The organism is unidentified bacterial endosymbiont, assembly GCF_918797525.1.
Classification (GTDB): Bacteria; Pseudomonadota; Gammaproteobacteria; order Enterobacterales; family Enterobacteriaceae; genus Enterobacter.
This window is the reverse complement of record NZ_OU963893.1, coordinates 2,639,542-2,652,577: the sequence shown is the minus strand read 5'-3', so window position 1 is coordinate 2,652,577 and position 13,036 is coordinate 2,639,542. Positions and strand designations below refer to the sequence as shown.

Sequence of the window (13,036 nt, the reverse complement as noted above, 5' to 3'; positions counted from 1 at the left end):
TTGAGCGGCCTGGCCGATAACTTCACCTGATTTTTTTGCAGAAATAATTGGGTGAAAAATATGCAAATTGGCTATGTAAGGGTGTCAACAAATGACCAAAATACGGATCTTCAGCGGCAAGCGCTCGAACGCGCAGGATGTGAACAAATTTTCGAAGAAAAAATGAGCGGAACAGTGGCTAACAGGCCAGCGCTGAAAAAGCTTCTTAAGACGCTGAAAGAGGGAGATACGCTGGTTGTGTGGAAGCTTGATCGCCTTGGGCGAAGCATGAGGAACCTGGTATTGCTGGTCGACGAACTACGGCAGCGTGGCATCCACTTCAAAAGTCTTACGGACAGCATCGACACTTCCAGCCCAATGGGGCGGTTTATCTTTCATATCATGTCAGCTCTGGCCGAGATGGAGAGGGAGTTAATTGTGGAGCGCACCCGCGCTGGGTTAGCCGCAGCTCGTGAGAAAGGGCGAATTGGTGGCAGGCGCCCGAAGCTGACAGAAGAGCAATGGGCACAGGCAGGGCGACTGATTGAGAAAGGCGTCGACAGAAAGAAGGTGGCGATCATTTATGATGTAGCATTATGCACTCTTTATAAGAAATTCCCAGTGAATAAGGCTGTTACTGAGACTTGACTACATATTACAGTTAATCAGGATTGTTAGATACACTGATTCCTATTTTTACCAAACTGAATGTCATTAAAGCCAGAGCTAAAGCTACGATAGTAAAGGTGATAAGCATTTCCATGAGTACCTTTTCTGATTAGAGTATATTTTGGACAGCAGGAATCTTCGAACGTTCCGAACATTAAAAAATGTGACGGAAAGGAGATGGAAGGGGATTCAGTTCCGAAATCCATCGAATGCAATGCGAGTTATGGTTGGTAACCCTAATGTGATAAATCAGAACCAATCATCTGCGAAGTGACTGAATGAACGCTAAAAAACTATTCTTGCGAACGAGTTTAAGTATACTGGCAGGCTGCTCTTATCAAGAGATTGACATAAAGATATAATTAGAAGCAAGAGAAAGTTATGACAAATACATAAGCTATAAAAACATCACATATTCAATATCTTGTCTGTTTTTTTATGCTAAATCACTGTAGATGTGATTTTTTCTCTTTGAATCTGGATACAAAGGAAAGCGTCTTTTCTTTAGGGGAAATCATTAAAAAAACCGTAGTGGGTTTTTTCTCTAATTTCCTGATTCTATTAAGTTTACCATAAAGTCTTTGTTTTAACTTGTCTGCACCATCTTTTTCAGACTCCCACTCTAAGACTGCTTGGTTTTCCAACCCAATGTATGTGTTTACTGGAAATTTAACTCCTCTTTCAGACTTATCTGAGTATTCGCGGTCATGTAAGAATTTTAAAATTAGAACAGGGGGTTTTTGATCAAACTCATTCGTTTCAATAATTATTAATACCTTGTAACTTATGATTTGCATAAGGGTCTCGTGTGCATGATTAGCCGAATGAAGCGGTGTGTTGGTTAAATATACAATATTACTTGTTTTTTTGATTTAACGGATTCTATCGTATGCAATCTTAAAAAAAAGCCTGCGTTTAGCAGGCGGTAATAATGAACAATGCTATTGTAATTATGATTTTTACACTGGTATTGCCTGTGTATCTGGGATATTAAAGATACTTCTGGGCTGCATCTAGTATTTCCTGAGAAGTAAGTTCTCGATCTGATGCAACATAGACAACTTCATGGTCACCTGTTAAAGAGGGAAAACCGGCTGACATGATCTGAAGGTTTACCTCTTCTCCATTAGGATATTCTTCGCGTATTGACGTCACGCCTTTTAGTACAGTGATAACTTTACTTGGTTTACCATTAAAGAAAATGATTACTTTTTTCATATATCCAACTGTATTTGAGAGCTTTTTGAGATTCGATGCTGTTCGAAAGGGTTTGGCTTATTCACGTTATGTCACCTCTCTCGAAATTAAAACAAGCATTATGCCGCCTTTACGTGTACTGTAGCGGTCCATTTGAACTGGAGAAGTCTATGACTGCACGTAAAAACACTCAATCCCGCCGAAATTATTTAGTAAAATGCCCTTGTCCAATCTGCTCAAAAGATTCCGAACATAGTTACAATCGTGTACAAAAGGGGGCTCAGTTGTTGTGCCCATACTGCAGCGCTTTGTTCAAATCTTCTCAGCGATTCTAAAAAAACAGTAATACAATAAATAAGAAGTGATGCTTTTGGAGGCTGCCTAACCTCTTACGCACTTTAATGTTTTATAAGCAGTTAGCTTCTGCTTTTAGACTGTTCATGCAGCAGACCTGCATTTCATCACATCGGTCAGCAAACTTCATGGTAAGTAAATATGCTGGCCTGTTGTAATGATGTGCGTACCGACTAATCATTGGCCTCTGATAAAATCATGCTGGCTTAAGTAATCCATTTAAAAATCATCTATCGCAGAGCGTTACATTGGCAGCGGTTGGCCCTTTAGTGCCAGCTATGATAGCGAATTTGACTTTTTGTCCTTCAAAGAGAGTATTAAATTTTTCTCCCTGCAGAGAAGAAGTGTGAACAAGAACGTCTTTACTTCCATCGAGTGGGGAGATAAAGCCAAATCCCTTATCGTCGTTAAACCACTTAACAAGACCGATTATTTTAGATGACATATAACCTCTGTTTGAAAATTTCAAACTAACAAGCTCATGAAAAGAAATATATGATGGTACACGTATAGACTCAAGAGGAGGTGATATCAGAGATAACACCTGGTTATGAGGGTAGCTTTTGAAAATTTAGATTCATCATCTCAACGAATCAGCCAAACCATTAAGGCACGTGTTGAATGAATAAGCAAATTTTATTTTAGCCTTCCAGAAGGCCGTTAAAATAAGAATAGCTATTTCTAACTGGTCCTGTATAGTCAAATCTTTATTATAAATAGGAAAATAGTTGTCTCGTAAAATGACAGGAATCGTCAAAAGTTTTGACTTCAAGAGTGGAAAGGGGTTAATCATCCCATCAGATGGCAGAAAAGATGTTTTTTTACATGTTTCCGCATTAAGCAATAGCGAAAGCCAAACGTTAAAGCCTGGTGTTCGCGTTGAATTCTATCGTATAAATGGGCTTAGTGGTCCTATGGCTGCAAATATATTTCTTTCTTAAAATAAGATAATGCTGGATCAGATATAAGTGCACATCAAAAGTACATCAGATCATATATCTATTTGTTCTATCAATTTTCTCCCCTGATTTTTTACATTTCCCACTTCACGGGTCACTGCATGCCAGGTAAACATCTCAGCTGGCACAGAGCCGTCAGATGCAATCTCTTCCGCTTCTTTCCTGCCTATATCCTGGCGCGTCCATTCCCGGGCCGCTTCCGGCGACAGAACCAGTGGCCGTCGGTCGTGAATGTCGACCAGTCCTTTGTCAGCTGCAGACGTTACTATCAGAAAGCCTTCTGCATCATCGCCGCGCTCGAATGGTGTACTGCCGATCGCCGCCATGAAAATGGGCTGGCCATCTGCCCGGTGAATAAAGTAGGGCTGTTTCTTGTCACCTTCCTTTTTCCATTCGAACCATCCATCGGCGAAGCAGATCGCACGGCCATGCTGCCAGAGGGGCTTAAACATCCTGCTGGTTGCCGCGGTTTCGACACGCGCATTAATCAGTGGCGGTTTATCCCACCACCCGGGCGCGTAACCCCAGAAAACAGGATCGAGGTGCAACTGCTCGTCTCGTTCGCTCAACAGCAGGACTTTAGTACCGGGAGCCACGTTGTACCGACCAATAGGTTCAGGGTCATAGGCAATGTCACGATCAGCTCTGTCGGACAGGTAAGCCAGATACTCTTCACGGGTTTGAGCTTGTGCAAAACGTCCGCACATGATTACCTCCAGTCGTCAAACTGAAAGTATAGAAGAAACGAAGAGGGGCGGAATCGTAGCTCCAACAGCCCATGTTTCGATTGAGACTGTTGGAGCAAAAAAACAATGTGTACAAATTTGCGTATTAAAACTCAAAATCGATAGCGGATTTATTAACTATCGCATTGATTTTAAATGAAAATACATGCAGTCCTATAGCCACTATCGTAAGGCATACCATTCCTTATGCTTCAACGGGTTAGCCATAGCACCCAAAATATCGGAAAGAACGTTAACAGCAATGACCAGTGAACCAATCACCATTACGCCGGCGGAAATAGCCGCATAATCCTGTTGGCGAATGGCGTTAATCATCCAGCGTCCCAAACCGGGCCAGCTAAAGACCATCTCGGTGATCATCGCCAGCGTTAGCATGGTGGAAAACTGCAGGCCAAGACGCGGAATAACCGGTGGCAGCGCATTGTGCAGCACATGACGACGTAAAATGGTAAGGCGAGACAATCCGCGCGTGGCAGCCGCCTTGACGTAGTTCTGTTCAAAGACATCAATAGTGCTGATCCGCATCAGGCGAATGACTTCAGTGGTGGGGGCAACCGCCAGCGTCAGCACGGGTAAAACCATATGCCGCAAGGCGCTGACAATCATCTCGTGGCGCCAGACGGAATCCGAAAGCCATGCGTCAATAATGGCAAATCCGCTGACCGTTTTCACCGCGTAGAGCAGGTCGAAACGTCCGGAAACAGGCAGCCAGCCGAGCGTCAGCGAGAAGAACAACGTCAGCAGCAGCGCCAGCCAAAACACCGGGATTGAGAAACCGAGCAGGGCGAGGGCGCTGATCAGTTTATCCTGCCATTTGTTGCGATAAATTCCCGCCAGCATGCCGACCGGGATCCCTACCAGCAGGGCAAATCCAAAGGCCAGAATGCACAGCTCCATTGTCGCCGGGAAGACCTCTTTCAACTGTTCCGAAATCAATTGTCCGTTAATGCTGGACACGCCGAAATCCCAGTGCAGCAGACCGATAAACCAGAAACGCCAGGCATCCCACAGTGAAGACCCCAGCAGCGGAGCGTGCGGAGTAAAGTAGCTCAGGCTAAAGCTGACAAAGGCCAGGAAAAAGAGCGTCACCAGCAGGAGCAGAATGCGACGCAAGGTAAAAATAATCATGGTTTTTTCACCCCGGATTCTGTTTCTCGCGAGACGCCCGCGAAGGAGGCGTTACCAAACGGGCTTAGTACCAGCCCTTTAATATCATAACGATAGGCCTGAAGGCGCAGGGAAGAGGCCAGCGGCAGCACCGGCAGTTCCCGGGCGAGAATATTTTGCGCTTCATCATAGGCATCTATGCGCGAGGCAAGCTGTTGAGACGCGAGCGCGCGTTGCAGCACGGCGTCAAACTCATGGTTACACCAGTGGGCATAGTTGGTTTGTGAGTTTATAGCCGCGCAGCTGAGTAGCGGACGGAAAAAACTGTCCGGATCATTACTGTCGGTTGCCCAGCCTGCCAGGGTTAAATCATGATTCATATCCATCAGTCGCGCCTCCTGGAAACGGCCCTCAACCGGTACAATGATCACGTTGACGCCCACCTGTGCCATATCCGCCTGTAACAGCTCGGCGGTTTTCAACGGACTGGGGTTCCACGCCTGAGAGCTGGTCGGCACCCAGAGCTGCAGCGTCAGGTTTTCAACGCCCAGGGCTTTTAGCTGCTCGCGCGCTTTCGCCGGGTTATATTCGGTAATTTTAGCTTCACCGTCATACGCCCAGGAGGCACGCGGCAAAATCGAGGCGGCGGTTTCAGCCGTACCGTAATAGATCGACTGCATCAGGCGCTGGTTGTTGATCGCCAACGCCAGAGCATGGCGCACCGCGGGGTTATTCAACGGCGGCTTATCGGTATTAAACGCCAGATAAGCGATGTTCATACCGGGGCGAAGCGTCAGGCGCAGGCGCGGGTCGTCACGCAGAATGCTGAGCTGGCTTGCCGCAGGCCAGGCGAGCACATCGCATTCGCCCGTTAGCAGTTTAGACAGCCGTCCCGTTCCACCGGAACCGAGGTCAACCACCACCTGCGGCATGAGCGGCCTTCCGCGCCAGAAGTGCTCGTGACGCTGCAGGCGAATATATTGCCCGGAGCGGTATTCGGCCAACTGGAACGGCCCGGTACCGACAGGCTGGCGGTCGAGCCGCTCCTGATGGTCCTGTTGGGTTAACTGAGCCGCATATTCCGCAGACATTACCGATGCGTAGTGTGTTGCAAGATGCCAGAGGAAAGAGGCGTCCGGGCGCGCCAGACTAAACTCAACCGTTCTGCTATCGAGCTTACGCACGCTTTTGACGGTGTCGGCAAACTGCAGACTGTCGAAATACGGGAAATTGCTCCCGTTGACGTTATGCCACGGGTGGTTGCGGTTAAAGATGCGCTGGAAGGTAAAGACCACGTCATCGGCGTTCAGTTTACGCGTCGGGGTAAACCACGGAGTATGCTGGAATGCGACATCATCGCGAAGGCGGAAGCGGTAGGTTGCGCCGTTATCCAGCACTTCCCAGCTTTCTGCCAGCTCAGGGACCAGGCGATAGGTATAGGGGTCGACATCAAGCAGACGGTCATAAAGCTGGGCGGCGAGTGTATCAACTATCAGCCCGCTACCGGCTTTTTGCGGGTTAAATGTGTCGACCTGGCCGCTGACACAATAGACGAAGCCGCTATCGCGAATATCAGGGAGCGCAGTTTGCCCGGGCGCGGCAAAGACCATGCTGCTGAACAAACCGAGTGCTAAAAGGGATGATAAAACCAGACGCATAGTGTTTAAGGTAATGTATATGAAGTGGCTATCTTACTAATTTTAAACGACATTATCCAGCGCCGTTTAAGCCTGAGGGCATATTGGGGCAGTAACGTCTGCAATAGGTCATTTCGCATCACGACCTGATCCACGTTCCTTTCTGCAACCACTTTGAATATACCTTATAAACTATCTTAGCATTTTCATGCCCCATCTGACTCGCTATAAACGAAGGATTCGCTCCGGTAGACAGAAACAAAAGGCCTGAACGATACTATTACGCACAGCGTAAGGACCTGTGTTGATCAGCGCAATATCCAGGCTCTCGTGGCGCGAAATGCTGCTTTCTACCGCATGTGTAATGCTGGATTGGAAAATGCATCTAAGGAAGATATTGTTATTGTCGCTACTGCGCTTTGGCATCATAACCCAGTACCTGAACTTAATGGCTTCGTAAAAATCTCTGCGGGTACGTGCTAATAATGTCAGCGCATTTGATGCTTTTTGAGCAATGCCCTTAACTGATGGTAGGTCAGCCCCAGCAGTTCAGCCGCGCGCTTCTGGTTATATTTCGCCTGCGCCAGGCTCTTCTCAAGCAAGGTATGCTCCTGATCGTGCTGGAACTGACGCAGATCGAGGGGAAGAGAAGGCGTCTCGTTCGGTGCTGGCAACGGCGCGGCCCGCTGCGGATGACGCTGAAAGGGATCGACAATAATATTGTCTAACGGCGTTTCACTGCTGCCGTGACGATAAACTGAACGCTCGACGACGTTTTTCAGTTCACGAATATTACCCGGCCACGAATAGGCAAGCAGTGTTTCCTGAGCGAAATCGCTAAACCCGGGAAACAACGGCAGGCCAAGTTCACGGCACATCTGTATGGCAAACTGGTTTGCCAGCAACATGATATCGCTGCGCCGCTCACGAAGCGACGGCAACTGCACGACATCAAAGGCCAGACGGTCGAGCAGGTCTGCACGAAATCTGTCTTCCGCTACCCTCTCCGGCAGGTTGGCATTGGTGGCGCAGACCAGACGAACGTTAACCTGTAAAGGCTGGTTGCCGCCGACGCGTTCCAGCTCGCCATACTCGATCACCCGTAGTAGCTTTTCCTGCACCAGCATCGGGGCAGTGGCCAGCTCATCCAGAAACAGGGTTCCACCGTCAGCACGCTCGAAACGACCCGGGTGACGTTTATGCGCCCCGGTAAAGGCGCCAGCTTCATGACCAAATAGTTCGGTGTCGAGCAGGTTTTCGTTCAACGCCGCGCAGTTGAGCGAAATAAACGGGCCGTCCCAGCGTCCGGAAAGGTAGTGCAGACGGTTGGCAATAAGTTCCTTACCCGTACCGCGTTCGCCGATGATCAGTACCGGTTTATCGAGCGGGGCGAGGCGAGAAACCTGTTCAAGCACTTCCAGAAAGCTATTCGCTTCGCCAAGTAAATTGTCTTTGTATCCCGTCATGATTAAATTAACCACTCCTTAGCGATATTCACCAGGTAAGAATAGATATGTGGTGAGCAAAAATCAACCTCTTCTTTTATAATCAATAAGATAAAAAGTTGGCACGGGATTTGTATTATCTCTTTAGCAGGGCATCGCCCGATAACAGAATCAAGAGGATTGAATTATGGGTATTTTTTCTCGTTTTGCCGACATCGTTAACGCCAATATCAACACGCTGCTTGAGAAAGCGGAAGATCCACAGAAGCTAGTGCGCCTGATGATTCAGGAAATGGAAGATACGCTGGTTGAAGTACGTTCTACCTCCGCCCGTGCGCTGGCGGAGAAAAAACAGTTAACGCGCCGCATTGAGCAGGCGACCGCTCAACTGACGGAATGGCAGGAAAAAAGCCGAGCTGGCGCTGCGTAAAGATAAAGAAGACCTGGCGCGTGCCGCGCTGATTGAAAAACAAAAGCTTAGCGACATCATTAGCACCCTGGAGCATGAGGTCACGCTGGTTGATGAAACGCTGTCTCGCATGAAAAAAGAGATTGGCGAGCTTGAGAATAAACTCAGCGAAACCCGTGCCCGCCAGCAGGCGTTGGCCCTGCGCCATCAGGCTGCGAGCTCGTCCCGGGATGTACGCCGTCAACTGGACAGCGGTAAACTGGATGAGGCAATGGCGCGCTTCGAATCATTTGAGCGCCGCATCGATCATATGGAAGCGGAAGCAGAGAGCCACAGCATCGGTAAGCAGAAAACGCTGGATCAGCAGTTCGCCGATCTGAAAGCCGACGACGAAATCAGCGAGCAGCTCGCCGCGCTGAAAGCCAAAATGAAGCAGGATAATCAATAATAATTTACGCGGCACCTGAGTGCCGCACGCATCAGAAGACAAGGAGTACACATGAGCGCGCTTTTTCTGGCTATTCCCCTGACCATTTTCGTGCTGTTCGTTCTGCCGATTTGGCTATGGCTGCATTACAGCAACCGCTCGTCTCGCGGCGACCTTTCCCAGAGTGAACAGCAGCGTCTGACGCAGTTGTCCGATCAGGCGAATAAGATGCGCGAACGTATTCAGGCGCTGGAAGCCATCCTGGATGCGGAACATCCAAACTGGAGGGACCGCTAATGGCTCGACTCAATTTGAACAAAAAACTGTGGCGGATCCCTCAGCAGGGGATGGTTCGCGGCGTATGCGCCGGGCTGGCGAACTATCTCGACGTACCGGTGAAACTTGTGCGTGTGGTCACGGTATTATCGATTTTCTTCGGTCTGGCATTTATTACGCTGGTGGCGTACATCATATTGTCATTTGTGCTCGATCCCATGCCGGATGGCGAACTGGCTGCAGAAGGCGCGCCAACCAGCAATGACATTCTCAATAACGTGGACGATCAGCTCATCGCCGGTGAGAAACGGTTACGCGAGATGGAACGTTACATCACATCTGATACCTTTACGCTGCGAAGCCGTTTTCGTCAGCTTTAAGAGAGAACATTCATGAATCGAAACTGGCAACAGGCCGGTCAGAAGGTAAAACCCGGCCTGAAAATCGCAGGTAAACTGGTCCTGCTGGCGGCATTACGTGTCGGCCCGGCAGGTGTTGCAGGCTGGGCGATAAAATTTGTTGCCCGCAAGCCTGTTAGAATGGTGCTGGCCGTGGCCCTGGAGCCGCTGCTGCAAAAACTGGCCAAACGTGTTTCACGACGCTACTTTTCCTGATATTCCCCTATAACGCCAGCCTTTCTCTTTGCGAAAAAGGCTGGCCTCTCATCTTCAGCGCTTCTCTCTTTTTCATTCTTTCTTTGCACCAGCTCACAATAATGCGCTGAGCGGCTTGGCGATCGTGTTTTCTGCCTCCAGGTCCGTTGACAGATATATTTCATGGGAGTAGATTGCCCTTCGTGGGACCGCTACCATGGAAAACAACGTGAACGCTAAAATTAAAAAATTAATCAGTCTTATTTATGGAACAAAGTTTTCTGACGAGCATCTGAAAATGCTGTCAGAAAAAGTGAGCCTGGCCGCCGAGTTTATTACTGAAAAACGTAAGCCGGGTTGGGATGAAAACGATATTGTCCTGATAACCTATGCCGATCAGTTTATCGCAAGAGGGGAGAAGGCGCTGCCCGTTTTCACGCGTGTATATAACCACTGGCTCTCTGATTCTTTTTCTCACGTCCATCTTTTGCCTTTTTATCCGTGGTCATCCGATGACGGATTTTCCGTTATTGATTATCACCAGGTCGCGCCGGATACCGGAGGGTGGCAAGATGTCGCCGAATTAAAGCAGTCGGCCAGTCTGATGTTTGATTTTGTTTGCAACCACATGTCTGCAAAAAGCGAGTGGTTTGCGCATTATCTGGCGCAAAAGCCAGGGTATGAAGATTTCTTTATTTCTGTCGATCCTGAAACTGATTTATCCGCAGTTACGCGTCCCCGCGCATTACCGCTCCTTACGCCTTTTACGCTTGATGATGGCAGTATCCGCCACCTTTGGACCACCTTCAGTGAAGACCAGGTCGACCTTAATTTTGCCTCTCCACAGGTGCTGATTGCGATGGTCGACGTGCTGCTTCACTATCTCATTGAGGGGGCAAATTATATCCGCCTCGATGCGGTGGGTTTTATGTGGAAGATCCCGGGAACACGCTGTATTCACCTTAAGCAAACGCACCTGCTTATTCAGCTCTTTCGGGCCATTGCAGACGCGGTGGCGCCGGGCACGGTTATCATCACCGAGACAAATGTCCCGCATAACGACAATATCGCCTACTTCGGTGACGGGGAAAACGAAGCCCAGATGGTATATCAGTTCTCGTTGCCTCCGCTGGTTCTGCATGCGGTTCATCGCCAGGATGTCCGCGCGCTTTGTCAGTGGGCGGTGTCGCTAAAGCTCCCCTCAAACAACACGACCTGGTTTAATTTTCTGGCGTCCCATGACGGTATTGGCCTTAATCCACTACGCGGAATTTTACCTGAGCAGGAGATCCTCTCACTTGTCGAAACGCTGCAGCAGGAAGGGGCGCTGGTTAGCTGGAAAAATAATCCTGACGGAACGCGTAGCCCTTATGAAATCAATGTCACGTATCTCGATGCATTAAGCAAAAAAGAGAACGATGACAATCAGCGTATTGCCCGGTTTATGATGGCTCATGCTGTCTTACTCAGTTTTCCCGGCGTGCCCGCTATCTATATTCAGAGTGTTTTGGGATCCCGGAACGATTACGAAGGCGTTAAGCGATTGGGATATAATCGCGCTATTAACAGAAAGAAATATGCTGCAGAAGATATTCATGCCGATCTTGATGGAAATAATCCATTACGTCAAAAAATATATTGTGAACTCACGGCGTTGATTGCAATCAGACGGGCCGAAAATGCATTTCACCCAGACGCACAGGCTATTTTCTCAACTTCAGGTGAGCATGTTTTTAAAATCGTTCGTACGGCTAAAAGCGGCGAGCGTGTTACTGCCCTGTTTAATTTTAGTGATAAAGCACAAAACATCTTTTCAGATATTCAATCCGGCAGGGAATTGATTGCTGGATTCACTATTACTGGCACGATTCTGACCCTTAATCCATGGCAGGTAATGTGGATTAGAGAAAACTAAAAAGGACCGTAAAAATGAAAACGCCGAGTATTGTGCTGTTATCAGCACTGGTTTCGTGCGCCCTGTTATCAGGCTGCAAAGAAGACAAAGAATCTGTCGTGACCATCGAGTTTATGCACTCGTCGGTAGAGCAGGAGCGGCAGGAAGTGATCACGAAACTGATTGAGAAATTTGAGAAAGAGAACCCGACCATAGCGGTGAAACAGGTGCCGGTAGAAGAAGATGCCTACAACACCAAGGTCATTACGCTGGCCCGCACGGGCGCATTGCCGGAAGTGATCGAAATTAGCCATGACTACGCAAAAGTGATGGATAAAGAACAACTGCTGGATCGTGACGCGGTGGCCGATGCAATCAACGCGGTGGGCGAAAGCACTTTCTATGACGGCATCCTGCGTGTCGTTCGCACTGAAGACGGTGAGGGGTGGACGGGGGTCCCGATCAGCGCCTGGCTCTCCGGCGTCTGGTATCACAAAGATGTGCTTGCGGCAGCGGGAATAGAAGAGCCTCATAACTGGGAACAACTCTTAAAAGCCAGCCAGGCGCTCAACGACCCGGGCAAAAAACACTATGGCATCGCACTGCCTACAGCGGAAAGCGTGATGACTGAACAGGCGTTTTCACAATTTGCCCTTTCAGGTGGGGCAAACGTCTTTGATGCCAGGGGCAATATTGAGATTGATACGCCCGAAATGGCGAAGGCGTTAGCATTTTATAAAAGCCTGGCGGCAACCACTATGCCCGGCTCAAACGATGTCATGGAAATCAAAGACGCCTTTATGAACGGCTCTGCACCAATGGCCGTTTACTCAACCTATATTCTGCCAGCCGTTTATCAAGACGGGGATCCTGCCAATCTGGGATTTGTGGTCCCGACTGAAAAATCTGCTGCCGTCTACGGCATGGTCACCTCTCTGACCATCACAAACGGCCAAACAGAAGACGAAACCAAAGCGGCACAGAAATTCGTCACCTGGATGGAGCAGGCTCAAAACGCGTCGGACTGGGTCATGATGTCCCCGGGTGCTGCACTGCCGGTTAATAAACTTGTGGTTGGCACCGAGAACTGGAAAAACAACGATGTCATTAAGGCCTTTGGCCAACTGCCTTATGAGTTGATTGCGCAGTTTCCAAATGTGCAGGTATTCGGCGCCGTGGGCGATAAAAATTTCACCCGCATGGGCGACGTAACGGGCTCCGGCATCATCAGTTCCATGGTGCATAACGTGACGGTGGGACAGCACGATCTCAGCACAACGTTGAGCAACAGCCAGAAGCGACTGACTGATCTGATTTCACAACGATAGGAGCGCGCTGCGCAAG

16 protein-coding genes and 2 pseudogenes are annotated in these 13,036 nt (G+C 48.7%); 9 read left to right on the top strand and 9 right to left on the bottom strand.

The annotated features are described in order from the left end of the window. The first annotated feature begins 60 nt into the window (after positions 1-60). Positions 61-627 carry a recombinase family protein gene (locus NL510_RS12580; RefSeq protein WP_020689228.1) on the top strand — a complete coding sequence of 189 codons (567 nt, stop codon included), beginning with the start codon at positions 61-63 and terminating at the stop codon, positions 625-627. A gap of 13 nt (positions 628-640) precedes the next feature. Here the strand turns inward: NL510_RS12580 and NL510_RS22895 are convergent, their stop codons facing one another. From NL510_RS22895 to NL510_RS12570, 3 genes are all read right to left on the bottom strand, one after another. Beyond that, a complete protein-coding gene (locus NL510_RS22895; protein WP_366518962.1) occupies positions 641-736 on the bottom strand; it encodes a YnaM/YnfT family protein in 96 nt (31 codons plus the stop codon). Between the two features lie 358 nt (positions 737-1,094). Further along, the gene (locus NL510_RS12575; RefSeq protein ID WP_118282397.1) at positions 1,095-1,445 is read right to left on the bottom strand and encodes a hypothetical protein; all 351 of its coding nucleotides are present in this window, start codon (positions 1,443-1,445) and stop codon (positions 1,095-1,097) included. 193 nt (positions 1,446-1,638) lie between these two features. Beyond that, positions 1,639-1,866 (bottom strand): hypothetical protein, encoded by a 228-nt coding sequence (locus NL510_RS12570; RefSeq protein ID WP_071993718.1) that lies wholly within the window; start codon positions 1,864-1,866, stop codon positions 1,639-1,641. 35 nt (positions 1,867-1,901) lie between these two features. Between NL510_RS12570 and NL510_RS22890 the strand changes: the two genes are divergently transcribed. Beyond that, a complete protein-coding gene (locus tag NL510_RS22890; protein WP_309487068.1) occupies positions 1,902-2,180 on the top strand; it encodes a YnfU family zinc-binding protein in 279 nt (92 codons plus the stop codon). A gap of 245 nt (positions 2,181-2,425) precedes the next feature. Here NL510_RS22890 and NL510_RS12560 read toward each other — a convergent pair whose 3' ends face one another. After that, positions 2,426-2,644, bottom strand: a complete 219-nt coding sequence (locus NL510_RS12560; protein ID WP_047352218.1) for a cold shock domain-containing protein — start codon at positions 2,642-2,644, stop codon at positions 2,426-2,428. Between the two features lie 283 nt (positions 2,645-2,927). Between NL510_RS12560 and cspF the strand changes: the two genes are divergently transcribed. Further along, the gene (cspF, locus tag NL510_RS12555) at positions 2,928-3,140 is read left to right on the top strand and encodes a cold shock-like protein CspF (RefSeq protein WP_072058474.1); all 213 of its coding nucleotides are present in this window, start codon (positions 2,928-2,930) and stop codon (positions 3,138-3,140) included. 50 nt (positions 3,141-3,190) lie between these two features. Here cspF and NL510_RS12550 read toward each other — a convergent pair whose 3' ends face one another. From NL510_RS12550 to pspF, 5 genes and pseudogenes are all read right to left on the bottom strand, one after another. After that, a complete protein-coding gene (locus NL510_RS12550; protein WP_196372409.1) occupies positions 3,191-3,865 on the bottom strand; it encodes an SOS response-associated peptidase in 675 nt (224 codons plus the stop codon). Between the two features lie 201 nt (positions 3,866-4,066). Then, a complete protein-coding gene (gene sapB / locus NL510_RS12545; RefSeq protein ID WP_253377193.1) occupies positions 4,067-5,032 on the bottom strand; it encodes a putrescine export ABC transporter permease SapB in 966 nt (321 codons plus the stop codon). Beyond that, a complete protein-coding gene (gene sapA / locus NL510_RS12540; protein WP_253377191.1) occupies positions 5,029-6,669 on the bottom strand; it encodes an ABC transporter substrate-binding protein SapA in 1,641 nt (546 codons plus the stop codon). The genes sapB and sapA overlap by 4 nt, the downstream gene beginning before the upstream one ends. 5 nt (positions 6,670-6,674) lie before the next feature. Beyond that, positions 6,675-6,904, bottom strand: a pseudogene (locus NL510_RS12535) (hypothetical protein); the annotation flags it as partial. A 232-nt stretch (positions 6,905-7,136) separates the two neighbouring features. Further along, positions 7,137-8,114 carry a phage shock protein operon transcriptional activator gene (pspF, locus tag NL510_RS12530; protein ID WP_253377189.1) on the bottom strand — a complete coding sequence of 326 codons (978 nt, stop codon included), beginning with the start codon at positions 8,112-8,114 and terminating at the stop codon, positions 7,137-7,139. A 166-nt stretch (positions 8,115-8,280) separates the two neighbouring features. Here pspF and pspA point away from each other — a divergent pair. The 6 genes and pseudogenes from pspA (at position 8,281) to NL510_RS12500 (ending at position 13,020) form a co-directional block, all read left to right on the top strand. Further along, positions 8,281-8,950, top strand: a pseudogene (gene pspA, locus NL510_RS12525) (phage shock protein PspA). 51 nt (positions 8,951-9,001) lie between these two features. Beyond that, positions 9,002-9,226: an envelope stress response membrane protein PspB gene (pspB, locus tag NL510_RS12520; protein ID WP_253377187.1), complete on the top strand. Its 225-nt coding sequence runs from the start codon at positions 9,002-9,004 to the stop codon at positions 9,224-9,226. Beyond that, positions 9,226-9,585: an envelope stress response membrane protein PspC gene (gene pspC, locus NL510_RS12515; protein WP_253377185.1), complete on the top strand. Its 360-nt coding sequence runs from the start codon at positions 9,226-9,228 to the stop codon at positions 9,583-9,585. The genes pspB and pspC overlap by 1 nt, the downstream gene beginning before the upstream one ends. A gap of 12 nt (positions 9,586-9,597) precedes the next feature. Further along, positions 9,598-9,819: a phage shock protein PspD gene (pspD, locus tag NL510_RS12510; protein WP_253377183.1), complete on the top strand. Its 222-nt coding sequence runs from the start codon at positions 9,598-9,600 to the stop codon at positions 9,817-9,819. 196 nt (positions 9,820-10,015) lie between these two features. Then, complete coding sequence (locus NL510_RS12505; RefSeq protein ID WP_253377175.1) at positions 10,016-11,713, top strand: sugar phosphorylase; 1,698 nt, start codon at positions 10,016-10,018, stop codon at positions 11,711-11,713. Between the two features lie 14 nt (positions 11,714-11,727). Next, positions 11,728-13,020: an ABC transporter substrate-binding protein gene (locus tag NL510_RS12500; protein ID WP_253377173.1), complete on the top strand. Its 1,293-nt coding sequence runs from the start codon at positions 11,728-11,730 to the stop codon at positions 13,018-13,020. The last annotated feature ends 16 nt before the right edge of the window (positions 13,021-13,036 follow it).